Annotated in this window: 21 protein-coding genes and 2 pseudogenes; 4 read left to right on the forward strand and 19 right to left on the reverse strand. The window is 30.4% G+C overall.

The features are described 5' to 3' along the window. Window positions 1-9 precede the first annotated feature (9 nt). The 4 genes from PG912_RS01150 to metG form a co-directional block, all read right to left on the reverse strand. Window positions 10-783, reverse strand: coding sequence for a hypothetical protein (locus PG912_RS01150; protein WP_275688152.1), 774 nt, complete (start codon window positions 781-783; stop codon window positions 10-12). Window positions 784-848: 65 nt separating this feature from the next. Further along, window positions 849-1,394: a hypothetical protein gene (locus PG912_RS01155; protein ID WP_275688153.1), complete on the reverse strand. Its 546-nt coding sequence runs from the start codon at window positions 1,392-1,394 to the stop codon at window positions 849-851. Next, on the reverse strand, window positions 1,394-2,698 hold the full coding sequence (locus tag PG912_RS01160) for an AAA family ATPase (RefSeq protein WP_275688154.1): 1,305 nt from the start codon (window positions 2,696-2,698) through the stop codon (window positions 1,394-1,396). The genes PG912_RS01155 and PG912_RS01160 overlap by 1 nt, the downstream gene beginning before the upstream one ends. A gap of 51 nt (window positions 2,699-2,749) precedes the next feature. Then, complete coding sequence (metG, locus tag PG912_RS01165; RefSeq protein ID WP_275688155.1) at window positions 2,750-4,885, reverse strand: methionine--tRNA ligase; 2,136 nt, start codon at window positions 4,883-4,885, stop codon at window positions 2,750-2,752. 192 nt (window positions 4,886-5,077) lie between these two features. On the opposite strand from metG, the gene PG912_RS01170 reads away from it, so the two are divergent. Further along, on the forward strand, window positions 5,078-5,992 hold the full coding sequence (locus PG912_RS01170; protein WP_275688156.1) for a S66 peptidase family protein: 915 nt from the start codon (window positions 5,078-5,080) through the stop codon (window positions 5,990-5,992). Then, window positions 5,992-6,351, forward strand: a complete 360-nt coding sequence (locus PG912_RS01175) for a YraN family protein (RefSeq protein ID WP_275688157.1) — start codon at window positions 5,992-5,994, stop codon at window positions 6,349-6,351. The genes PG912_RS01170 and PG912_RS01175 overlap by 1 nt, the downstream gene beginning before the upstream one ends. A 61-nt stretch (window positions 6,352-6,412) precedes the next feature. Here PG912_RS01175 and PG912_RS01180 read toward each other — a convergent pair whose 3' ends face one another. Continuing rightward, window positions 6,413-7,786: a TlpA family protein disulfide reductase gene (locus PG912_RS01180; RefSeq protein ID WP_275688158.1), complete on the reverse strand. Its 1,374-nt coding sequence runs from the start codon at window positions 7,784-7,786 to the stop codon at window positions 6,413-6,415. Between the two features lie 126 nt (window positions 7,787-7,912). Here PG912_RS01180 and PG912_RS01185 point away from each other — a divergent pair, with 126 nt between their 5' ends. After that, complete coding sequence (locus tag PG912_RS01185) at window positions 7,913-8,707, forward strand: SDR family oxidoreductase (protein WP_275688159.1); 795 nt, start codon at window positions 7,913-7,915, stop codon at window positions 8,705-8,707. A gap of 62 nt (window positions 8,708-8,769) precedes the next feature. Here the strand turns inward: PG912_RS01185 and PG912_RS01190 are convergent, their stop codons facing one another. Next, on the reverse strand, window positions 8,770-9,129 hold the full coding sequence (locus PG912_RS01190) for a hypothetical protein (RefSeq protein WP_260585235.1): 360 nt from the start codon (window positions 9,127-9,129) through the stop codon (window positions 8,770-8,772). Window positions 9,130-9,392: 263 nt separating this feature from the next. Here PG912_RS01190 and PG912_RS01195 point away from each other — a divergent pair, with 263 nt between their 5' ends. Then, window positions 9,393-9,926: a CvpA family protein gene (locus tag PG912_RS01195; RefSeq protein ID WP_275688160.1), complete on the forward strand. Its 534-nt coding sequence runs from the start codon at window positions 9,393-9,395 to the stop codon at window positions 9,924-9,926. Between the two features lie 52 nt (window positions 9,927-9,978). Here the strand turns inward: PG912_RS01195 and PG912_RS01200 are convergent, their stop codons facing one another. The 13 genes and pseudogenes from PG912_RS01200 to PG912_RS01260 form a co-directional block, all read right to left on the reverse strand. Continuing rightward, window positions 9,979-10,614, reverse strand: a complete 636-nt coding sequence (locus PG912_RS01200) for a carbonic anhydrase family protein (protein ID WP_275688161.1) — start codon at window positions 10,612-10,614, stop codon at window positions 9,979-9,981. Between the two features lie 5 nt (window positions 10,615-10,619). Further along, window positions 10,620-12,491 (reverse strand): SulP family inorganic anion transporter, encoded by a 1,872-nt coding sequence (locus tag PG912_RS01205; RefSeq protein WP_275688162.1) that lies wholly within the window; start codon window positions 12,489-12,491, stop codon window positions 10,620-10,622. Window positions 12,492-12,631: 140 nt separating this feature from the next. Further along, entirely contained in the window at window positions 12,632-13,417 is a 786-nt protein-coding gene (locus PG912_RS01210) for a universal stress protein (protein WP_275688163.1), read from the reverse strand. An 11-nt stretch (window positions 13,418-13,428) separates the two neighbouring features. Beyond that, window positions 13,429-15,008 (reverse strand): annotated as a pseudogene (locus PG912_RS01215) (SulP family inorganic anion transporter). Window positions 15,009-15,094: 86 nt separating this feature from the next. Then, window positions 15,095-15,391 carry a hypothetical protein gene (locus tag PG912_RS01220; RefSeq protein ID WP_275688164.1) on the reverse strand — a complete coding sequence of 99 codons (297 nt, stop codon included), beginning with the start codon at window positions 15,389-15,391 and terminating at the stop codon, window positions 15,095-15,097. 64 nt (window positions 15,392-15,455) lie between these two features. After that, window positions 15,456-16,217, reverse strand: coding sequence for a tetratricopeptide repeat protein (locus PG912_RS01225; RefSeq protein ID WP_275688165.1), 762 nt, complete (start codon window positions 16,215-16,217; stop codon window positions 15,456-15,458). Continuing rightward, the gene (locus PG912_RS01230; protein ID WP_275688166.1) at window positions 16,217-17,980 is read right to left on the reverse strand and encodes a BatD family protein; all 1,764 of its coding nucleotides are present in this window, start codon (window positions 17,978-17,980) and stop codon (window positions 16,217-16,219) included. Before PG912_RS01230 ends, PG912_RS01225 begins: the two co-directional genes overlap by 1 nt. Window positions 17,981-18,028: 48 nt before the next feature. Further along, window positions 18,029-18,829 carry a tetratricopeptide repeat protein gene (locus PG912_RS01235; protein WP_275688167.1) on the reverse strand — a complete coding sequence of 267 codons (801 nt, stop codon included), beginning with the start codon at window positions 18,827-18,829 and terminating at the stop codon, window positions 18,029-18,031. A gap of 17 nt (window positions 18,830-18,846) precedes the next feature. Further along, the gene (locus PG912_RS01240) at window positions 18,847-19,887 is read right to left on the reverse strand and encodes a vWA domain-containing protein (protein ID WP_275688168.1); all 1,041 of its coding nucleotides are present in this window, start codon (window positions 19,885-19,887) and stop codon (window positions 18,847-18,849) included. Between the two features lie 3 nt (window positions 19,888-19,890). After that, window positions 19,891-20,898, reverse strand: coding sequence for a vWA domain-containing protein (locus tag PG912_RS01245; protein ID WP_275688169.1), 1,008 nt, complete (start codon window positions 20,896-20,898; stop codon window positions 19,891-19,893). Next, complete coding sequence (locus PG912_RS01250) at window positions 20,885-21,802, reverse strand: hypothetical protein (protein ID WP_275688170.1); 918 nt, start codon at window positions 21,800-21,802, stop codon at window positions 20,885-20,887. Before PG912_RS01250 ends, PG912_RS01245 begins: the two co-directional genes overlap by 14 nt. Before the next feature lie 30 nt (window positions 21,803-21,832). Next, complete coding sequence (locus PG912_RS01255; RefSeq protein ID WP_275688171.1) at window positions 21,833-22,696, reverse strand: DUF58 domain-containing protein; 864 nt, start codon at window positions 22,694-22,696, stop codon at window positions 21,833-21,835. A 76-nt stretch (window positions 22,697-22,772) separates the two neighbouring features. After that, window positions 22,773-23,764 (reverse strand): annotated as a pseudogene (locus PG912_RS01260) (AAA family ATPase). Between the last annotated feature and the right edge of the window lie 134 nt (window positions 23,765-23,898).

Raw genomic sequence — 23,898 nt, forward strand, 5'->3', positions numbered from 1 at the left:
GGTAGGGTATTATCCTAAGTTTTTAATATATTTATCTACGTTAATTTCTACATCATCTTCTCCTTGTTGGTCAAAAGGATTTTCTAAATGCGCTTGAATGTTATCTAAAGCGACTAAAATAACACTAAACAAAACAGGAACAGCAAATTGTAATCCGTAATTAAAATTGGTAGCATTTTCTGCAAAATGAGGATCGTAAATTATTGGAAGAAGTACAATGAAAATATCACTATAGGTTCGTAATGTTCTTGGAGTTCTATATTGATAGATATGTTTAATACGCTCGAAAGAAATCATCATTTTACTTAAAAATTGATTCGAACGAGAGGCTTCACCTGATGGCAATCCGTAACTTCTTAATTTTTTTATAAATAGCGATAAGTTTTCAAAACTATTATAAATATCTTTTTCTCTTTTTTCTAATTCAGGTATAGGATGCGTAAACATTTCTTTACAAGATTGCAATAATTCTCTTAAATGTTTTTTTAACTCGGTAGTTAATTCTTTAGGTGGGTTTTCTAACCAATGATTTACAGCAAAATATAAAGCTCTACCATGTGCTTTTATTGAGCCATATTCATCTAAAGCAACTTCTCTACGTTTATAAGCACCACCAATTGAAAATACAATAGGAAAAACAATAGCCGTACTTATTAAGGTTAATGGAAAGTTAGCTTTTATATGAAAGTGCAAACAAATAGTGGTAGATAAAACAGATAACCCAGCAATAATAAGAGTTTTTAAATTGATGATTAAAGAGACACGTTTGAATAGTTTTTTCATAGTTTTTTTGATATAAAAAGCCTCGCAAATTATTGCGAGGCTACGAATATACTAAAATGTTGTTTTTATAGGCTTAAAAAATTTCCTTCATGAAGTTCAGTAAATCCACATGCCTTTTGAAATTCTAATATCCTTACTTGAGTTGCTGTCGTAGGAATATTACTAGGAATACTTAACGGTGAATATGGAGGGAAACAAATTAAACCAGCAACATTATAATTACAAAAATCAATTCCTTTATTTTTAAAGTCATTAATCGTAGACGCTATTTGTGAAGTTGCTTTTTTTCTGTAATTTTTTTTTCGTTTTTTGAACTGTTCTCTACTTCCTTCTTGACTAATTTCTTTTAATTCAATAAACCAAATGGTTTCTTTTTTTGTAACAAGTACATCACATTTTTCAATAGAATTATCACAAATAAGACAGCTATCAACAGCTATGAAATCTATTTTAGTGTTGTCGGTGTTTTCTATTAAACAAGTAGCATTCATAACAGATGTAGAAGTAATGCATTTACCATTTGAAATGTCATTTATATAGAAATTAGTTAAATGTTCTTCGTGACAAATATTATTACAACAGTTGTATTTTTGTTTAATTTGATCTATCATTACACTATTGAGGCTAAATCTTTAAAATCATCAATCATTAATTCAGAAACTTCATCAATAATTGTCTCTTCAATTAATTTAATTTTAGAATTAAATATTTTTTTGACAGTACCATCTTTTACTTCATAAGCATTAAACTTCTCTGGATTAATCCAACTTGATGAGTCTATAATTTCTTGAACTTCATCTTTATTTGTTTTTCCTTTAGAGTTAGCTAATAATAAATTATTTACAGCGGTTAAGATATAAGGACTGTGAGTAGTAATGATTAAATTCTTAGATTTTAGGTTATTTTCCCCTGTTTCTAAACAATTTTTAACTAAATATTTAATTAGCTCATACTGAGCTTTAGGGTAAAGATTTAATTCTGGTTCTTCAACTACATAATTAAGATTAATATAATTTTTGTTTTGTAAGGAAGATTCAATAAGTAATAAAATAGGTAAAACACTTTGAACTCCAGAAGAGGCTTCCTTTAGTTGAATTTTTTGACTTCTATTATGGTAAATATATGATGTTCCCGCTTTTCTTTTGTATTTCAGATCTCCAATAATATTTAAATCGATAGATTCGACATTTTGAATAGCCTTTTCAAATTCCTGAGTGACTTGAATTATATGACTAGGAATATTAACCTTGTTATGTATTAAACCAGCAATATTAGAACTAATAATTGGTAATAACATTCTTTCAGCAGGAATATACATAGAATCCATAGGTCTGATAAAAGGGAAAACTTTACTTACGACATCGAATAAATGTTCAAGAACATTTAAGTCAGTAGTATCCATGTTATAACATTCCAAAATAACTTCAACGTATAGGAAATGCTCTGCAAAGTTTATTTTTTTAAGTTTCTGATTAATCCCAAAAAAACTATTTTTATATAATTCATCGAATAAGAGTGATAATTTGTCATCAATATGAATGCTAATTATCATTAAATTAATAAGATCTATTTTTATTTTTAAATTTTTATTTTCAAGTTTAAAGCTTTTATAATAACTTTCATAATCAAGCTTTATCTCCTCATTTTTACTGTAAGTAAAATTAAAGAATAATGTTTTGTATTCTATCTTAGTATTACTTTTTAAAAATGATTCTAAATTATATTTTTTTAATTCATCAACTAATTTTATATTTTCATTTTGCTTAAAATTAAAATCATTTAGAATGGTAATTAACTTAGCTAAAGTGCTTTTTCCAGAGGATTGTGATTCAATAAAAAGTAACATATCTTTAATGTCTATTAGAGCCTTTTTTATAGGATCAAAATTTTCTATTAATAATTTACTTTTTTCCATATTATCACCTTTATAAAAGGTTTTTTATTTTGTTGTTCAATTTAGTGAATTTTAAGAAATAAACTCTCCGTTAGTTACTTTTTCAGAAGGCTGAACAAAGGCTAGTTTACCATCAGGAGTATCCGTCATTAAAATCATTCCTTGACTTTCTATTCCTTTTAATTTACGTGGTGCTAAATTACAAACAACACTTACTTGTTGTCCAATAATAGTTTCTGGTTTAAAGCTTTCAGCAATACCCGAAACAATGGTGCGAATATCTAAACCAACATTAACGGTAAGTTTTAAAAGCTTTTTAGTTTTAGCAACTTTTTCAGCTTCTATAATTGTACCTATACGAATGTCTATTTTTGTGAAATCATCAAACTCAATAGTATCTTTCTGAGGCTCTAAAACTCTATTTTCAGCTTCGTTTGCTTTTTTAGTAGCTTCTAATTTTGCCAGTTGTTTTTCAATTTCAACATCTTCAATTTTAGAAAACAATAATTCAGCTTCGTTAATTTGATGATCAGCAGCAATTAAAACTTGTTTTTCAGAAACATCCTCCCAAGTTAATTCGTCATTGCGAGTCAAGTTTTTTCTACTTGATGTGGCAATTTCATTATCAGAAGAGATAACTTCGTCGGAAAACTCCTCGTTATGACTGATATTTAAGATGTTTTTTAGTTTCGTAGAAGTAAAAGGTAAGAAAGGTTCAGATAAAACAGCTAATCCTGTAGCAATTTGTAATGCTACATTCATAATTGTTTTAGTACGTTCTTCATCAACCTTAATCATTTTCCAAGGCTCTTCATCAGCTAAGTATTTATTACCTAAACGAGCTAAATTCATTAACTCTTGAGAAGCTTCTCTAAAACGATAACGCTCAATAGATTTAGCGATTACATTCGGAAACTCTTTTAAAGAAGCTAAAGTGTCTTCATCTACTTCAGATAAATCTCCAGCAGCAGGTACTTTACCATCGTAATATTTATTTGTTAAAACAACTACTCGATTTATAAAATTACCGAAAATAGCTACTAACTCATTATTATTTTTTGCTTGAAAATCTTTCCAAGTAAAATCATTGTCTTTACTCTCTGGTGCGTTTGCAGTTAAAGTATAACGCAATACATCTTGTTGGTTAGGAAAGTCTTCTAAGTATTCATGTAACCAAACTGCCCAGTTTTTAGAAGTTGATAATTTGTTTCCTTCTAAATTTAAAAATTCGTTTGCTGGCACATTTTCTGGTAATATAAAATCGCCATGTGCTTTTAACATACTAGGGAAAATAAGACAGTGAAATACAATATTATCTTTACCAATAAAGTGTACTAGCTTCGTATCGTCTTTTTTCCAATAATCTTCCCAGTTTTTACCTTCACGTGCAGCCCATTCTTTGGTAGCAGAGATATAACCGATAGGCGCATCAAACCAAACATATAGTACTTTTCCGTCAGCTCCTTCAATAGGTACAGGAATTCCCCAATCTAAATCACGAGTTACGGCACGTGGGCGTAAACCATCATCAATCCAAGATTTACATTGACCTAAAACATTAGGTTTCCAATCATGTTTATGTCCTTCAACAATCCATTTACGTAAAAAGTCTTCATGTTTATCTAAAGGTAAAAACCAGTGTTTTGTTTCTTTTAAAGAAGGAACATTACCAGTAATTGCCGATTTAGGATTTATTAAATCTGTAGCGTTATGACTTGTACCACATTTTTCACATTGATCTCCATAACTTTCTTCGTTTCCACATTTTGGACAAGTACCTACAACAAAACGATCTGCTAAATATTGATTTGCTTCTGCATCATACAACTGTTCTGTTACCTCTTCGATAAACTCACCGTCGTTGTATAATTTTATAAAAAAATCAGAAGCCGTTTTATGATGAATTTCAGAAGAAGTACGTGAGTAATTATCGAATGAAATTCCGAAATCAACAAAAGATTTTTTGATAATTCCGTGGTATTTATCAATAATATCTTGTGGAGTAACACCTTCTTTTTTTGCACGCATTGGTATTGCAACACCGTGTTCATCAGAACCACAAATGTAAATTACATCTCTTCCTTTTTGACGTAAAAAACGTGCGTAAATATCTCCAGGAACATATACGCCTGCTAAATGGCCAATATGTATTGGTCCGTTTGTATAAGGTAATGCTGCTGTAATTGTATATCTTTTTGGTGTACTCATTTTTTTATGCTAAAATTAAAGCGCAAAAGTACGAAAAAGCAATTTTTTAAACTGTTATAAAATGGGTACATTTACATAGATTATACTTATTAGATTAATAGAATTAAGAAAAAAGACCAAATTTTGAAGAGAAACTTATTAATATTATCTTTTTTACTAACAATTTCATTAGCTTTTTCACAAACACAAACTATGAAATTAATAACTCCGCCTTCTTTAAAAATAGGTGATACAATTGCAATTGTTGCTCCTGCGGGAATTTTAAAAAACAGAAAACATGTTATAAACAAAGCTAAAAAGTTAGCTGAAAGTTGGGGATTGAAAGTTGTTTATGGAAAACACATGTTTAATCAAGGACATCATTTTGCGGGTACCGATGAGGAGCGTTGTGAAGATTTTCAAGAAGCAATTGATAATCCGAATATAAAAGCAATTTGGTCGGCTCGTGGTGGCTATGGTTCGGTACGAATTTTAGATAAATTAGATTTTTCTAATTTTAAGAAAAATCCGAAATGGGTAATAGGTTACTCAGATATAACTGCTTTTCATAATCATATCCACAATTTAGGAGTTGAGACGATTCAGGGAATTATGGGAACAAGCATGCAAGATGCTCCTGAAGTAATAGCAAAAAGTGTTGAATCGCTTAAAAGAGCATTGTTTGGTGAGAGTTTAGAGTATGAAATTCCGAGTTCGAAACACAATCGACCAGGAAGAGTAAATGGAGAATTAGTAGGAGGGAATATTGCCATTTTAGCATCAATGTTAGGATCAAAGAGTCAAATATCTACGTATGGTAAAATTTTATTTATTGAAGAAATAGGAGAGTATAAGTATTCGATTGATAGAATGCTACAAAGTTTAAAGCGTGCAGGATATTTTACGAAAGTAAAAGCAGTAATTGTAGGTGATATGACAAAAATTAAAAAGAATACAACGCCTTGGGGAACTTCAATAGAACAATTAATTTTAGATGTTCTGCCAAAGGATATTCCTGTTTTATTCGATTTTCCTGCGAGTCACGAACCTGATAACAGAGCTTTAATTATGGGTAGAACAGTTGAGATTGGTATTCAAGAAAAAAAGACAACCATAAATTTTAATTAGTGGCACAACATAACGAACTTGGTAAGGAAGGAGAAAAATTAGCGGTTGAATATTTACAAGAAAACGGGTACTTAATTATTGAAAAAAACTACCGATTTAAAAAAGCGGAGGTTGATATTATTGCACAAAAAGAAGCTGTTTTAGTTGCGATAGAAGTTAAAACACGATCGAGTACTTATTTCGGAAATCCGCAAGATTTTGTTAATCCGAAGAAAATAAAATTACTAGTTATGGCAATAGATAATTATGTAATTGAAAAAGACTTAGATGTTGAAGTACGGTTTGATATTATTGCGATGCTAAAAAATAAAGACAATTATAAGATACATCATATAAAAGATGCGTTCTTATATTTTTAAAACAAAAAAAACCAACAATTAAATTGTTGATTTTTTTTGTTTTTACTTATTTAAGTATTCTTTAATTTTTCTCAAAGTATTTTTGAACATCTTCCATGTGATCTGGCATAGCGATAATTTTCTTATTACTATCTAATACAAAATAAGAAGGAGTTGCTAATAATTGGTATGCTTTTACAGTTTCATTATCCCATTTCCATGTTGGATGAGTTCCTATAGCATTATGCCAATTAGGTAACGTTTTAACAAACTCAGTCCATGCAATACTGTCTTTTTCAATACCAAAAGAAACGATAGAAATGTCGTTACGTTCTTTCATAGATTCATGTAAAACAGGTATTTCTTTAACACAATGAGGACAACCAGTACTCCAAAATATTAATAAATACTTTTCACCATCATTTAAGGTAGATAACTTTATTTCTTCTCCGTTTTCATCCCAAGAAAAATCTGGCGCAATTCTACCAATAGTAGCTCTTAATAGTTCTAGTTTTTCTTTCTTAAAGTCTGCGTCAAATTGATCGGCAGGTAATTCATCATAATATTCATCTAACACCCAATCTACAGCTTCACCATTACGTTTATCAGCTAAAGAAGTTATTAAAAACTCTATAGTAGCTTTTTTTAATTTACCACTAGGGATTTTTTTCATTACAGTAACAATAGCTTTTCGAAGAAGTTTTTGTTGTAATTGCTTGTCTTCAGAAGAATTTAAATAGAAAACATAATCGGTAATACGATCCATTAAAAAAGATGAATTGTATAAAGGATCACTATTAAAATCAATATATTTAAAAAAGTTATCGATTGTAGATGTCCTGTAGTCTTCCATATTGTCAATAGGACTAGATGGATTGTATCGTTGTGTTGCTTTGATAAAATGGTTTACAAGCATACCTTCCGATTTATTTTCGTACATATCCTGCACATCCTCAAGCTCTTTTAATCCTTTTTTATATGCTTTTTTGGCTTCTTTGTCGCCATCTGTAACATAAGTACCTTGATTTCCGTCAATTTTATTTTGAACTGAAGCATAAGCTTCTAAATATTCATTATACAATTTGTTTTCTCTAGAAGCAGTAAAAACAACTGATTGGTCTGGATATTTAGGGTTGAAAATAAATTCTACATTTTCTTTGTTAAAGTAAAAATCTACAAATCCGGCACCTTTGTTTCTGTAAGTAGCTCTGTACGCACCAGGTTTAGCGTCTTCTGATAAATCAAGTTGAAACTTTCCTAATACTTGTTTTTCTCCACTAACAATTATAGTATCGAATTTTATTGTGGAATTTGCAATGAATTTTTGCTTAGCTCCTTCTATTTTATAGAGAATAACCCAATCGGTTTTCTCTGGAGGGGTCATGGTTCCTTTAACGGTATATTGAGCGTTAACTATTGAAGTGGCGAATATTAATAGAGCCAGTAATTTTTTCATCATTATAATTTAAAGGGTTGCTAATAAGGTTTTAAAACTAATCATTTGCTAACTTCTATCCAAGAAGTGTACCGTTTTTATTTTTTCTTGCTTATTTTAGTGAAGTTTTATAAAGCAAATATAAATATGAGTCTTAAAAATAAAGTGTTTTGGATTACGGGAGCCTCTTCTGGTATTGGTAAATCATTGGCAATTGAATTATCAAATTATGATGTGAATTTAATTTTATCGTCTAGAAATAAAAACACCTTAGAAGAAGTTAGAAATGTGTGTAAAAATCCTTCAAAAGTAAAAATTGTTACACTTGATTTAGAAAAGTATGAAAACATGAAGCCTAAAGTTGACAAAGCAATGTTGTGTTTTGGAACAATTGATGTTTTGGTTAATAACGGAGGTATTAGTCAACGTTCGTTAGTAAAAAACACGGATGTTTTTGTGGATAAACGTTTAATGGACGTGAATTATTTAGGCACCGTGGCGTTAACTAAAGCATTATTACCTTATTTTATTAAAAATAAAGCAGGTCATTTTGTGATAACTACCAGTATTGTTGGTAAAATTGGTACTCCACTGCGATCGAGTTATGCGGCAACGAAACATGCATTGCATGGTTTTTTTGATAGTTTACGTGCCGAGCATTATAGCGACAATATTTCGGTAACTTTGGTTTGCCCTGGTTTTGTAACCACAAATGTGTCTAAAAATGCATTAACGGGTGATGGAACTCCGCAAAATAAAATGGACAGCGCCACCGAAAACGGAATTGATCCTGACCGTTTTGCTAAATTGATGCTAAAAGCTATTAAAAATAAACGTGAGGAAGTGTATATCGGCGGAGCCAAAGAAAGGTTAGCGGTGTATGTAAAACGTTTTTTTCCTAAAATTTTATCAAAAATGATTAGAAAACTAAGTGTTACTTAAATAAAACAAGAGCAATCTCTTTTTTATGAAATTGCTCTTGTTTTATTAGAAGTAACGACTAATTACTGTTTAAAAAAGTTAATCAATTCAAAATAATTGATTATTGCTTCTTTTATTAAAACAGATTGCTCGCCAGGTTTTAAGTTTGGCAATTCGGTTAAGGTTTTATAATGTGGCCAACCATCTTCATCAAAGAAATCGAACTCGTAATATCCGTAAGGTTCTAAAAGCTTGCAAATAGCAATATGCATTAAGTTTACTTTTTCATCCTTTTTAAATTTTCGTTGCCCTTGCCCTAATTCTTGTACGCCGATTAAATAAATAACAGCATCTACATTTAACTCGTCACCGTCGGCAAATTGATCTGATAAATTTTTTATCAGAAAAGCCCATTTTTCTTTTAAGTTAACTTCTTTCTCCATCTGAGTTTTTTGAGTATGCAAAGATACAAATGAGTTGTGTATATTTGGTGCACAATCTGCACACATAATTTTTGAGTGCTTTTTATTAGAAAAAATGAATCCCCATTTTGATTCATAACTCAATATCAAAGCGTCATTCTGAATTTATTTTAGAATTACATCTTTTTAGTAAATAGTACGTTGTGATGAGAACTTGAAACGAGTTTAGGTTGGCGTAAGGGGAGTTGTTACAATTTTTAGACAAAAGACTTTAAAACATACTGATGAATACATTTGATATTATTATTGCGGCTTTACTTCTTTTTGGCTTTATACGAGGATTGATGAAAGGTTTGTTTGTTGAGGTTGCTTCTTTGGTTGCTTTAGTAGCTGGAGTTTATGGCGCAATACACTTTTCTTATTTTATTGCCGATTGGTTAAAAGATAGTGTTACTTGGGATGAAAAGTATATTTCATTAGCGGCATTTGCAGCAACATTTATTGTTATTATAATTACAATATCCTTATTAGGTAAAGCATTAACTAAAATTGCTGATTTTGCCTCACTAGGAATTATTAATAAAATATTAGGTGGTGTTTTTGGCGCTTTAAAAATAGGCTTAATTCTAAGTGTTGTTTTTATTTTCTTCGGAAAAATGAATGATACGATTCCGTTTGTAAACAAAGAAAATTTAGAAGAGTCTATTTTATACGTTCCTGTTAAAAAGATAGCGCCAACAATTTTTCCATCAATAATTAAAGATGATGGAGAAGTAACAATTCCTGAGATTGAAGAAACTTTAGAAGTCGAGATATAAAAAAATCCGAAGTGATTAGCTTCGGATTTTAAGTTTTAAAAATTATTGTAGTTTATAGTAAAGTTACTTTTCCGCTACTAATGTGGTAAACTCCACCAACAATTTTAATTTCTCCACTTTCTTCCATTTCATTTAAAATAGGACTTTTCTCTCTAATTCTCTGAATGGTTAACTGTACGTTGTTTTCAATTGTTCTGTCAACAAACTCAGTGTTAGAAGAGTTATGATCTCCAGAAATTTCCTCAGTAGATTTTTTTACTGCAGGCTGAATATTGTTTAACATTGATGTTATGTTTCCTAGTTCTACGTGATCACAAGCGGCTTTTACAGCTCCACAACTTTCGTGACCCAATACAAAAATCAATTTGCTTCCTGCAACTTTACATGAATACTCCATGCTTCCTAAAATATCTGTATTTTCGAAGTTTCCTGCTACACGAGCAACGAAAACATCACCAATAGTTTGATCGAAAATTAATTCGACAGGAACTCTAGAATCTATACATGAAAGCACAATTGCTTTAGGATGTTGACTATCTGTTGTTTGATCAATCAACGCTTTATGATCTATTGTGTGAACTTCATCTCTAATAAAACGAGAGTTTCCTTCAATAAAATCTTGTAACACAATCATTGGTGTTAATTTGTCTTGAGCGTCTTTTGTTATTGCTTTATTTCTGTGTGGCATAATTTTTATTTTTTATTTTTTTTATTTGATACATTTAATTTTACCCATGAAAGGCAATCGTTAAAGGTGTCGAAAATATGATCTTCAGATATTAAATCAGGAATTATATCAATACGTTCCATCATATAACGAGGTTGTTTTAATACATCTACCAGTAAAACAGTTACGCCGTTTTTTTCTAAATCTACTAACATATCTTCTAAAGCATATAACCCAGATTGATCTATATACTGCATTCTTCCCATTCGAATCACTACTTTCGATGCCGTGTTAGGAATTTGTTTTGCCAATGCTTGAAAATCGCTTGTTGAACCAAAAAATAAAGTGCCTTTAATATGCTTGATAAAAACTTCTTCTTTTAATTCTTTCGGAAAGTCTTTTTCATCTGCCCAAGCTTCTTCATTTAATGATTTTACATCAGAACGTTCGGCAGTTAAATCGCCAATTTTCTTCATAAACATTAACGAGGCAATTACTAAACCAATACCCACGGCGTATACTAAGTTCCAAAAAGTAGATAATAGTAATACGACGATCATAATGATTACTTCTGAACTAACCTTAAAAGGTCCGATTTTAGCATCACGAGGTAAATTAGGAATTGCTTTTAAACCTTTATAATCCATTACACCAATACCTACAGTAATTAAAATACCGGCTAATACGGCAGCAGGAATTTTAGAAGCAATAGAGCCTAGTCCTAATAGAATTATCAATAACATAACACCAGCTACCATACCTGATAGTTTTGTTTTACCACCAGAATTGATGTTTACAACGGTTCTAATAGTTGCTCCTGCTCCAGGGATTCCTCCAAAGATTGCAGCAACACTGTTACCAATACCTTGTCCTATTAATTCTTTATTAGGTTTGTGCTTTGTTTTAGTCATATTATCCGCAACTACTGAGGTTAATAATGAATCAATTGCACCTAATAACGATAATGTTAATGCTGTAAAAATATAAGGCGTGATACTTGAGATACTAAAATTAGTGAAAATATCCATATTTGGAATCGGAAATCCTCCTGGAATTTCTTCGATAGGACGATAGTTTAAACTAAAACCTAAGGCGATACTTGTCATTACAACCAAGGCAACTAGTGTACTTGGTACGGCAGTGGTAATTCGTTTAAAGCCGTAAATAATAATAATAGTTCCCAGTGCTAATAATAATTCTAACCAGTTGATATTGCTTAAAGCTCTTGGTAATACTTTTAGGGCACCTAAAGCACCAGAAGCTTCTTTACCAGCTAACGTTTTACTTTCTTTTAAAATATCAGCTTGCGTAGTAGCCTCAGATCTTTTAATGGTTTCTCTAAAATCTTCTAAAACTAAAATACCTTCACCTGCTTCTTCTTTTAAGATGTTTTCTAAAATTAGCTCTTCTGCTTGCGGTTTAAACTGTTCTACAAATTGTGCGTCTTCTTTGGCGTAATAACCTACAGAAGGTAAAATTTGAGTGATCAGAATAATCAATCCAATAGCAGTCATAAAGCCTGATACTACAGGATAAGGAATGTAACGGATGTATTTTCCTAAGCCTAAAATACCTAATAAAATTTGAAATAATCCTGCTAGTAAGAATACAGTTAAAATGGCAGGCATGGCTTTATTAATATCACCATCATTGGCTGCTAATATACCAGCAACAACAACCATGCTTACGGCTGTCATTGGGGCAGTTGGTCCAGATATTTGCGTATCTGTACCCCCAAAAAGGGCAGCAAAAAAGGCAATAAAAATTGCACCATATAAACCAGCACTTGATCCTAATCCTGAAGATACTCCAAAAGCTAATGCTAAGGGAAGTGCTACAATTCCGGCAGTAATACCACCAAATAAATCTCCTTTAAAATTTGAGAATAATTTTTTCATAAAAATATTACGTTAAGTAGCTACCAAGATAATTAATTATTAAAAAATAAAATAGGATATATGTATTTATGTTAGCTTTAAAAGAAAACATTTTCTTAACTTTTTATATTTTAAACCATTTCATGGAATTTGTACTGCTGCTATGTTAATACTAGCGATACGTTTAATTTGTTAATTACAGTTTTAATATCTGTTTTTGTTAAATATTCTTTGTTGTCTTTTCTGTTTATATGTAAAAGATGTGTTTTGTTTTTTACCAAGTAACTAGCTAAATTTTTAATAGTATTACTGTTTTTTTCAAAAACATAACTAACATCTTCTTTATCTAAATCATTTTTAAGAACACTTGCTTCTTCTTTGTTTTTAAAAAGGTTAAAAGATACAATTGGTTTAACAACATGTGTTGCAATACTTTTTGTAGTTTTAGATGTTAAAAAAGATTTTCCGCTATTTAATACCCCTAATGATATTGGTTTGCTAGGTTCTAATTCATTTTTATCCTGAATTATAAAAACAGTACCATTAAATTTATTTATAATAAAATCGGTAACATTATTGTTTAAAAGATTAAAAGGCGATTTTTTTTGTTTACCTAAAACAATTACATCGGGCGATTTTTCTTTTATATATTGTTCTACTTCGTTTTTAAGATTACCAACAGAAAATTTATAATTAATAGTAAGACCGTATTTTTTTGCAGTCGGATCTATAATGTTTTTAATTTTCTTACTGGTTTCGATAGAATCTTTATTTAAGGTTCTAATTGCTGATAATTGACTCTCTTTGGTAACAACATCGATTGGTTTTTTTACATGAAGTAAATCGATATTTCCATTAATCATTTTAGCAATACTAACAGCACTTTTTAAGGTGCTGTTAGTAGAGTTTTTTAAGTCTGAAAGCACTAATATGTTTTGTTTTTTCATAATGCTTAAGTTTATGCTGCTTTTGGACGTAATTTAAAAAACTGAATAAAACTAGGTGGGTTTTCGATAATCCCTCTTTCAGAAATAAGTTTAATATTAATATCTCTTTCTTTAGCTTTATATGCAAAGTCTTCTAAAATTTCGACAATATCATTGTCTAAATATCTAGTCTTGGTTACATCTAATTCTAAATACGTATCTCTTGGTAAGCTATCTAATTCTTTTAATACTGCTCCTTTGTTAAAAAAAGTTACTTCTTCAGCAAGGGTCATTTTAATTTTATGTACTCCATTACTTTTATCTTCAATATGTAAAAAGTGAGAGTTTTGGTAACTTTTAATTAAAATTACAACTACTCCTACAGCTAAACCTAATGAAATACCTGTTAATAAATCAGTAAAAACAATACCAAGAACTGTTACTGCAAAAGGAATAAACTGTTTCCATCCTAAAGTGTACATTTGTTTAAATAAACTTGGCTTTGCTAATTTATAACCGACAATCAGTAAGATTGCTGCCAATACAGAAAGCGGTATTTTGTTTAATAAATTCGGAATTAAAATTACCGATATTAACAAAAGTAAACCATGAATAATTGCCGACATTTTTGTTCTACCACCAGATTGTATATTTGCAGAACTTCTAACAATTACTTGTGTAATTGGTAAACCACCAATTAAACCAGATAAGATATTTCCTGTTCCTTGCGCTAATAATTCTTTATTAGTTGGAGTAACATTTTTATGCGGATCTAATTTATCTGTTGCCTCTACACAAAGTAAAGTTTCTAAACTAGCTACTAATGCAATTGTAAAAGCTGTAACCCAAACATCAGGATTAGTAATCGCACTAAAATTTGGAAATGTAAATTGATCTAAAAATGAAGCTAAATTTTCAGGAATTGGTACACTAACTAAATGTGATGGTTGTATAGAAAATGTTTCGCTACCTTGTGTTGCTACAAAATAAATAATACCCACTACAACGGTAACTAAAGGCCTTGTATTAATTTAAAAATTTTACCTTTTTTACTAAGAACTTTATCCCATAATAATAAAATACCTAATCCAATAAAACCAATAACCATTGATCCTACAGTAATATTATCAAAAACATTTAAAATAGCAGAAAATGTATTTTCTCCTGATGCTTCAATAAAACTATCGGCACCTTCTGGTTCTGCATCATATCCGAAAAAATGTGGAATTTGTTTTAAAATAATAATAATACCAATACCGGTTAACATTCCTTTAATTACTGATGATGGAAAGTAGTAACCAATAATTCCGGCTTTTAAAATACCAAAAACAAGTTGAATAACACCTCCTAAAACAACGGCAACTAAAAAGTTTTCATAACCACCTAAAGTTCCGATGGCAGTTAAAACAATGGCAGCTAAACCTGCTGCGGATTCACTAACTCCAATTTTAGAACCACTTAAAGCTCCTACAACGATACCTCCAATAATCCCAGCAATTACTCCAGAAAAAAGAGGTGCTCCACTAGCTAATGCAATACCTAAACATAATGGTAATGCTACGAAAAACACTACAATACTTGCAGGGAAATCGTTTTTAATTTTTTTAAACATAAAATATATATTTATACTCCGAATGAAAATTCAGAGTGATTTTTTTGATTGAAAAATGAATAATTTGTACTAAATAATTTGAAAAATTAGATAGCAAATTCTGGTGGAGGAGTTGTTATTTTTAAAAATTCAGAAACGTAATTTTTAGAAAGATAAATTACATTTTTTATTTTCTGATTTTTTGTGAAAAATATATCTGAATTAGTAGTAGAATATATTTTTATTTCTTTCGTGTTTTTTTTTGCTTGATTTTCCTCTTCCTCTTCAGTTAAGTTTAAAAAGATAGATATATCTTGATCTTGGTCAATCAAAGTAATAATTGTAGGCGCAACAATCATGCTCGTAAATAAAATAAAGAAAAAGAGTGCGATTTTTACTTTCAATGAATTGTTTTTATAATTGCGTGCAAAAATAAGAAAGGTTTTTGTCTTTTTTGTTAAATTAAAATTAAAACTTGTTTAACGACTTTAAATTTTCAGAAAGCATCCATCCTGTTTTTCCATCAGTTAATTTAATTTTATTCCATTTATCAACCGTATCTATTATTTTTACTTTTGTTCCTTCGTGTAGCGTAAATATTTCGCTAGCGTCTTTTGTTGGTTCATTTGTTATTTCAACTTCTTCAGAAAAAATAATAGCTTCTACTGTATTTTTTGATTGGTTGTATTGTGAATAGGTTATAACCAAACCAACAATCAATAGTAAAAAAGAAAAGTTACTAGTTATAAAAAAGAGTCTTTTTTTACTTGGTGTAAACGAAAAATAAAATAATAAAAATAGAGCAGTGGCTAAAAAAGAAAGTATAACAACAAGTGTAGCCCAAGTGTTGTAAGTGAATTTTTGCAAGAAATTTTCATTTATTTTTTGAAAAATAGATTGAGGTAATTCTTCAATTCTATCTAAAGTTAATCGTTTTGCGATGATTAAATTATTAAGAGCATCTTCATTTAAAGCATTTAATTGTAGTGCCTTTTCGTAGTTGTAAATTGCGGGAGCTACTTTATTTAATTTATAATATGCGTTCCCTAAATTATAATACAATTCAGACGAAACGTTTTTTGTGGTTTCTATAGCTTCATAATTTTTAATTGCTTCTAGGTATTTTCCATCTTTATATAAAGCGTTGGCGTTTACAAATAATTTGTCAGCAGTTTGTGCTAACATAATAGTTGTGGTAAAAAACAATAGTAGTGCAATAACTTGTTTCATTATAATTGTTTGTCTAGTTGTGTTATTACTTGTTTTGCTTTTTCATATTCTTCTTTCATCTGTAAGTCGGTAATTGGCGTATATCGAGCAAAATCACAATCATTTAAAACTTCAATAAAGTTTTTTGTAGCGGTATTGTTAACTTTTTTTTCATGTAATAAATCAGTGATTTTATCGCTACTTATATCCAACGTTTCTATTCCTAACTTAGCTTTTAAATAGTTATGTAAAGCTCTTTCTAAAGCTTCATAAAAAGCTTCTTTATTTCCTAGCTCTTTTTCAGCTTCCGATAAATATTTTTTAGCTAAACGATCTGCCTTACGTTGTTTGTTTCCTACAACATCTCCATCGCGTTCTTCTTTTTTCTTGTTGATAAAAATAGCAACAGGAATTAAAATTATAGGCAACAGCAATAAAATGTAAAATAAGATAGATTTAAAAAAATCTGATTTCTCTATTGATTCAAAACTACTTGAAGTTTGAATGTACTTAAAATCGGTTCCAGTAATTTTTACATCTTGTTTGGTCGTAGAATTTGATTGCGTATTTGTAGGCAATTCTTTTCCTTCTAAAACAACAACATATAAATCATTAGTTGTAATAGTTTGGTATACTTTTTCTTTCGGATTAAAGTATGAAAAACTTGTTTTCGGAATTTTATATTTTCCTTTAAATTCAGGTACTACGGTATAAGTATCGGCAACCGAACCTCTTAATCCGCTTGCGGTAACACTTACTTTTTCTTTTCTTTCTGGTTGATAAATCTCTAGTTCTTTAGGTGTTTCTACTTTCGGAAGTTCAAATAATTTTAAATTTCCTTTACCATTAACTGTTACTTTTATTTGTGAAGATTCATTAGCCTTTAATGTTTGTTTACTTAAAGAAACATCAAAAGAAAATTCACCAACTGCACCAGTAAAATTTTCAGGTTTATTATCAAGAGGTAAAGCTTTTGCTCGAACTACTTTTTTGGCAGAAGAAAACTCTTTTCGAACTTGTTTTGTGATTACATTTCCGAAAAAATCGGCACGCCCAGTAGGTACGGCAACAACAATATCCATCTTCATAGGGTCTATTGTTAGTTTTCCGTCTTTTGTTGGTACTAAAAGTGCTTTATGTAATATGGCATAACGGTAACGTTCACCATTATACATTCCTGTTTTTACAGGGCTTCCGTTTCTTTTTATCTCTTGATTCCAAAAACCATTGTATTGTGGAGCTTCTGTAATTGCGTTATCGTAAATACCTACATTGTCACTAAAATATAAGCGATATTCAACATAAATACTCTCACCAACATAGGGTTGCGATTTAGATAATTCTGCAACTAAATGAATATTTTGATCTGCAATATAATTTGGATCGTTAGGATTTTTAGGAACATCAACAGCAGCTATAACAATAATTTTTATAGGGTTTGATTTTACTGTTTTCCCATCAATTTCTATTGATGCAGCAGGAATATTGTATTCTCCTTTTTGCTTTGGCTGAATAATATAAGTATACGATTGGCTAAAGGTTGCTTTACCGTTTATCCATGATTGACTTACCGATTGACTTGAGCCACCTACAACTTTAAAGTTTTTAAAGTTTGGAGCTTTAAAATTATCAGCGCCTTGTTTGTTAATCGAAAATTCAATTCGCAAACGTTGATTAACGCCTAACTTATTTTTACTAACAGTTGCTTTTAATGCAGCTTCTTGTGCACTAATAGTTAGTGTTATAAAACAGATTAATAATGATGTGTATAATTTAAACTTCATATTCATTTTCAAAAGCATAAAATAACTAAGATTTTAAAAATCGGAAATTTACCAATCTTTTTCTTGTTTTACTTTTCTTCCTTTCGATTTTTTAACATTCATTTTCTTTTGCGTCTTCTTCTCTTCATTATTTAAGCTCTCTAGCAGTTGCTTCATTTGCTCAGGAGACATTTTTCCTTGTTGAGGTTTGGGCTTTTGCTTTTCGTCTTTCTTGTCATCCTTGTTAGGCTTGTTCTGGTCTTTTGGATCCTTCTTGTCCTTGTCGTCGCCCTTTTTGTCTTCCTTTTTATCCTTCTGCTTGTCTTTGTCGTCCTTATCTTTCTTGTCCTTCTGATCCTTTTTGTCCTTATCTTTTTTATCTTTATTCTTATCTTTTTTGTCTTGTTGTTGCTGTTTCTTTAAATCTTTTTGAGCAGCAGCTAAATTATAACGGGTTTCATCATCATTCGGATTTCTTCTTAATGCATTTTTATATGCATCTACAGCCTGTTGATATTGTTTTTGCTCCATTTGTGCATTTCCAATATTGTGATATGCCTCGGCTTTTGCAAATTTATCTTTTGATGTTTTTGCGGTTACTTCAAATTGCGCAACAGCTTCCTTATATTTTTTTTCTTGATATAAGGTATTTCCAAAATTATAGCTTGCCTTGTCGTACGTACTGTTTTTTCCTAGCGCTTTTCGGTAAGAAATGGCAGCATCACTAAATTTTTGTTTGTTGTACAGTTTATTTCCTTCACGTAACAAACTTCTTGCTTCACGCTGTAGTTTTAAGGTGTCTAGCTGTGCTGATACAGTTATAGTTATCAACATTAAAAATAATAATAGTATGTTTTGTAGTTGTTTCATTTCTTATAAAATAAGTTCTATGAACCTTCTTCGTTAAATAAATCTGCTTTTTTAACCCATTTAGTTTTCTTCTCGAAAAAGAATAAATCAATAATTAAAAATAGCAATCCGATTCCTAAAAACCATTGAAACTGATCTTTGTAATCAGAAAATTGTTTTGTTTCAAATTCGCTTTTTTGGGCATTGGTAATAATATTTTCAATAATTTTAACAGGATTGTCCGTTTTATTACCGTCAATATATTTTCCTTCGGATGCTTCAGCAATATCTTGTAAAACAGTTGTTGTTCTTTTGGTAATTACGGTTGCTCCTTTTCTGTCTTTTTTGTAACCAATAAGCGCACCATTTAATTTTATAGGAATAGGACCTCCTTTTTCGGTACCAACACCAATAGTATATACTTTTACGCCTTCGTTAGAAATATTCTGAGCAACCTGTTTTGTTTCCTCTTGATGATCTTCACCATCAGAAATGATAATTAAAAAACGATTGGTTTGCTCGTCGTTATCATAATAAGTTTTAGCTAAGTTTAAGGCTTCGTTAATAGCGGTTCCTTGGCTCGAAACCATATCTGGATTTGCATTTTGTAAAAACATTTTAGCCGCCGCATGATCGGTGGTAATTGGTAATAATGGATATGCGTTACCTGCGTAAATTATAATTCCGACTCTGTCACTTCCTAACTTATCAATAATTTTAGAAATAATTTGCTTTGATTTTTCTAATCTATTTGGCGCAATATCTTCTGCCAACATACTTTTAGAAACATCTAAAGCAAAAACTACATCAACACCTTCACGTTTTACTGTTTTTAACTTGGTTCCCATTTTAGGGTTCACCAATGAAACGATTAAAAAAGAGAGTCCGATTAAAAGGAAAATCAATTTTAAAATCGATTTAAAAGTAGATGAATTTGGTGCGATTTTAGCGAATGTTTTTGCACTTGCGAATTTTTTCTGAGTGCGTTTTTTCCACCATAAAACCAACAAGAAAACAACAATTATTATTGGAATAATTGCAAACAGATAAAAATATATTGGTTCTTCTATACGATACATTGTTTATATAAAACTTTTAAATAAGGTGTTTTTTAATGTGAATTCTAGCAATAAAAAGATACCAGCTAAAAATACCAATAATCGATATTTTTCAGTATAATTATAGTACTTAAATTCTTCTATTTTTGTTTTTTCAAGCTTGTCTATTTCATCATAAATAGCTTTTAACTTCGTGTTATCTGTGGCTCTAAAATATTTACCAGCCGTTTCATTAGCAATATGTTTTAGCAAGGCTTCATCTATTTCAACTTGTTGTTTTCTAAAAGAAATTTTACCTGTTCGAGGATCTTTTGCCCAAGGAAAATCTGCCATTCCATTAGTTCCAATTCCGATAGTATATACTTTAATATCGTTTCCTTTTGCTAGTTCGGTGGCTGTTTTCGGATCTACAAAACCTGCGTTGTTTACACCATCTGTTAAAAGAATAATAACTTTACTTTTAGCTTTGCTTTCCTTTAATCTGTTTACTGCAGATCCTAATCCCATGCCAATAGCAGTTCCACCTTCTAATTGTCCCCATTTAATTTCAGAAATGGTTCTTTTAATGATAGATTTGTCGCTCGTAATTGGTGTTTGAGTAAAACTTTCACCTGCATAAACCACAATACCGATACGGTCATTTGGTCGACGATTTACAAAATCGGCCGCCACTTTTTTAAGTGCTTCTAGTCGATTTGGTTTTAAATCTTTAGCCAACATACTTGCAGATACGTCAATTGCCATAACAATATCAATACCTCTGTTTGTTTTTGTTTTTTTACTTACTGCTACATTTCTTGGTCTGGCTAAAGCAACAACCAAACATGTTAAAGCAGCTAGTCGTAATAGGTATAATAAAGGTTTTAATTTCGGTAAAATTGAACCTTGTACTTTAAAACCTTTAACGCTTGATATTGTTAATTGAGCACTATCTTTTTTTCTAGAATAGTAATTCCAGAAAGCTAATAACGGAATTAATATCAGCAACCATAAAAATTCGGGATTATGAAATTCAAAATTATTCCACTTCATCTTCTATTGGTTCTTTTTTAGGTTTCAAATTATCTAATACACTTTTAGCATCTTTACGATCGCTTTCAATTTGATGTGCCATCGGTTTAGACTTCGCAAATTTTACTAAATCGGATTCTTGTAATAATTTTCGTAGCTTATAAATCGTTTCTTTATCTGTTTCAATCGATTTAACTTCGTTTAAATCATCTAAAATAGCAACTAATTCATCCGTAGTAATTTCTAGTGCAGGTATGTTTAATTCCCTTTCTATATAACCTCTTACAATTTCGGTTAACTCACTATAATATTTTTTAATTTTATTGTTTTGCCACAATAATTTTTTATCTAACTCTTGCAGTTTTTCAATAGCTTCTTCATAAGGCGGTAATAACGGAACGATAATTTCTTCTTCTGTTTCTTTTTTCTTTTTGATAACAAAGAAATAAAGTAATAACCCTATTACAATAAGGATAGCAAATGCCCACCAGAAATAATTTTTAAAATCATCAAATTGATATGCTTCTCCTTTAATTCCTTTAATCGGGAATTTTTTAATTTTAGTAGTGTCAATAGCTACGGTTGCTACATTAATTAACAAGCTATCTGTTAAATACGGTTGGTTTTTAATGAAAACCTGTTGCTGCGGAATGTAAAATGCACCACTATCAAAACCTGTTAAAATATATTTTTGAATTAATTTATTTTTAACAGTATCTATTTTTAATGTATCAATTATCTCTAATCCTTTTAAGTTTTCTAATTTAGGAAGGATAACGTTTTCAGTTTCAGCTACCGAAATTTTGTATTGAAATTGCTCTCCAATTCTAATATTGGTGGTATCAATTTCAACTTTTATTTTGTCAGATTGTGAAAATCCAACGCCATAAATAAGTAAGAATATGTAGAGTAATTTAGTCTTCATTTTTATCTTGTCGATTAAAATAGATAGTTTTTATTTTCGTTTAAAATAACCTAGTAATTTTGTCACATAGCTTTCATCTACGCGAGTATTTATGGTTCCTGAACCGCTTTTCTTAAAAGTAGTTTCGAAATAATCAGTTAATCTTAAGGCATTTGCTTTGTATTGTTTTCTTACGGATGATGAGCTTGTGTTTACTAAATGTGTAGTTCCTGTTTCAGCATCAACCATCGGTACCATTCCTAAATTCGGAATTTCCTCATCATGTTTGTCATATACCCTAATACCAGTAACATCGTGTTTGTTACCAACTAGTTTTAGTGTGCGCTCATAATTATCATCCATAAAATCAGAAAGTAAAAAAACAATCGCTTTCTTTTTCATAATGTTTGATAAGAATTTTAAAGCCTCACTAATATCTGTTTGCTTGCTTTTAGGTTTAAATTCGATCAATTCTCTAATAATACGCAACACATGACTTTTCCCTTTTTTAGGAGGGATATAAAGTTCTACTTGATCAGAAAATAAAATCAATCCAACTTTGTCGTTGTTTTGTGTGGCTGAAAAAGCTAGTGTTGCAGCAATCTCGGTAACGGTATCTTTTTTAAATTGATTAGAAGTACCAAAAGATTCAGAGCCAGAAATATCTACCACTAACATCATGGTAAGCTCACGTTCTTCTTCAAAAACTTTTATATAAGGTTCGTTATAACGCGCAGTTACATTCCAATCAATCGCTCTAATATCATCTCCGTATTGATATTGGCGCACTTCAGAAAAAGTCATACCACGACCTTTAAAGGTTGAGTGGTATTCTCCTCCAAAAATATGATTAGACAAACGACGTGTCTTAATTTCTATTTTACGAACTTTTTTTAGTAACTCTTTTGTATCCATTTCTTTTCAATTGTCAGTTAACAGGTTTCATAATCAGCAATATTTTTAATACTGATTGTTGTTTCTTGATAATTGATTATGGCACTTGTACTTCGTTAATTATTGAATTTATAATATCTAAAGAAGTAATGTTTTCAGCTTCTGCTTCGTACGTAATTCCAATTCTGTGGCGTAAAACATCGTTTACAATTGCACGAACATCTTCAGGTATTACATAACCTCTTCTTTTAATAAAAGCGTAACATTTTGCTGCTTTTGCTAAATTGATACTTCCACGAGGCGAAGCACCGAAACTAATTAAAGGCTGTAGTTTTTCTAGATTATAGCGTTCAGGATAACGAGTAGCAAATATGATGTCTAGAATATATTTTTCTATTTTCTCATCCATATATACTTCGTTTACAACTTCACGAGCTTTTATAATCTGGTCTACAGAAATAACCGGATTCACTTTTTCAAAAGCACCACTTAAGTTGGCACGCATAATTTTTTGTTCATCTTCTAACTTCGGATAATCAATCACTGTTTTTAACATAAAACGGTCAACCTGAGCTTCAGGAAGCGGATACGTTCCTTCTTGTTCAACAGGATTTTGAGTTGCCATTACTAAAAAAGGTTCTTGTAACTTAAAAGTTTCATCGCCAATAGTAATCTGGCGCTCTTGCATTGCTTCTAATAAAGCAGATTGAACTTTAGCAGGCGCACGGTTAATTTCATCAGCTAATACAAAATTAGCGAAGATTGGTAGCCTTTTTTAATCATGAAATCGTTTTCTTTCATGTTGTAAATCATGGTTCCAACAATATCGGCAGGTAATAAATCTGGGGTAAACTGCACACGACTAAAACTACCTTGTACTGCTTTAGATAAAGTGTTAATGGCAAGGGTTTTTGCTAAGCCAGGTACACCTTCTAGTAAAATGTGTCCGTTACCAAGAAGCCCTATAAGTAATCGTTCAATCATATATTTCTGACCAACGATAACTTTACTCATTTCGTTTGTTAATAAATCAACAAAAGCGCTTTCTCTTTCGATCTTTTCATTGATAGCTCTTACATCTACATCCATAGTAATTGAAATATGTTTTATTTTTCGTGAAACAAAGCTACAATAATAAGAAAATAACCGTTGTTAAAGTATGGTTAAAGCTGAAAAAATAAAACCTACAATTATGAAATATATTTATTTAGTGTTATAATTTT

Origin of the sequence: Tenacibaculum retecalamus, from assembly GCF_027941755.1 — a bacterium.
In the GTDB taxonomy this organism is placed as follows: domain Bacteria; phylum Bacteroidota; class Bacteroidia; order Flavobacteriales; family Flavobacteriaceae; genus Polaribacter; species Polaribacter haliotis_B.

Excerpts from the sequence above, each read along its gene's own strand:
- PG912_RS01250 (WP_275688170.1), bottom strand. The coding sequence starts at position 21,802 with ATGAAGACTAAATTACTCTACATATTCTTACTTATTTATGGCGTTGGA.
- PG912_RS01245 (WP_275688169.1), bottom strand. The coding sequence starts at position 20,898 with ATGAAGTGGAATAATTTTGAATTTCATAATCCCGAATTTTTATGGTTG.
- PG912_RS01225 (WP_275688165.1), bottom strand. The coding sequence starts at position 16,217 with ATGAAACAAGTTATTGCACTACTATTGTTTTTTACCACAACTATTATG.
- PG912_RS01255 (WP_275688171.1), bottom strand. The coding sequence starts at position 22,696 with ATGGATACAAAAGAGTTACTAAAAAAAGTTCGTAAAATAGAAATTAAG.
- PG912_RS01235 (WP_275688167.1), bottom strand. The coding sequence starts at position 18,829 with ATGAAACAACTACAAAACATACTATTATTATTTTTAATGTTGATAACT.
- PG912_RS01195 (WP_275688160.1), top strand. The coding sequence starts at position 9,393 with ATGAATACATTTGATATTATTATTGCGGCTTTACTTCTTTTTGGCTTT.
- PG912_RS01210 (WP_275688163.1), bottom strand. The coding sequence starts at position 13,417 with ATGAAAAAACAAAACATATTAGTGCTTTCAGACTTAAAAAACTCTACT.
- PG912_RS01205 (WP_275688162.1), bottom strand. The coding sequence starts at position 12,491 with ATGAAAAAATTATTCTCAAATTTTAAAGGAGATTTATTTGGTGGTATT.
- PG912_RS01170 (WP_275688156.1), top strand. The coding sequence starts at position 5,078 with ATGAAATTAATAACTCCGCCTTCTTTAAAAATAGGTGATACAATTGCA.
- PG912_RS01155 (WP_275688153.1), bottom strand. The coding sequence starts at position 1,394 with ATGATAGATCAAATTAAACAAAAATACAACTGTTGTAATAATATTTGT.
- PG912_RS01200 (WP_275688161.1), bottom strand. The coding sequence starts at position 10,614 with ATGCCACACAGAAATAAAGCAATAACAAAAGACGCTCAAGACAAATTA.
- PG912_RS01190 (WP_260585235.1), bottom strand. The coding sequence starts at position 9,129 with ATGGAGAAAGAAGTTAACTTAAAAGAAAAATGGGCTTTTCTGATAAAA.
- metG (WP_275688155.1), bottom strand. The coding sequence starts at position 4,885 with ATGAGTACACCAAAAAGATATACAATTACAGCAGCATTACCTTATACA.
- PG912_RS01185 (WP_275688159.1), top strand. The coding sequence starts at position 7,913 with ATGAGTCTTAAAAATAAAGTGTTTTGGATTACGGGAGCCTCTTCTGGT.
- PG912_RS01160 (WP_275688154.1), bottom strand. The coding sequence starts at position 2,698 with ATGGAAAAAAGTAAATTATTAATAGAAAATTTTGATCCTATAAAAAAG.
- PG912_RS01180 (WP_275688158.1), bottom strand. The coding sequence starts at position 7,786 with ATGAAAAAATTACTGGCTCTATTAATATTCGCCACTTCAATAGTTAAC.
- PG912_RS01240 (WP_275688168.1), bottom strand. The coding sequence starts at position 19,887 with ATGTATCGTATAGAAGAACCAATATATTTTTATCTGTTTGCAATTATT.
- PG912_RS01150 (WP_275688152.1), bottom strand. The coding sequence starts at position 783 with ATGAAAAAACTATTCAAACGTGTCTCTTTAATCATCAATTTAAAAACT.
- PG912_RS01230 (WP_275688166.1), bottom strand. The coding sequence starts at position 17,980 with ATGAAGTTTAAATTATACACATCATTATTAATCTGTTTTATAACACTA.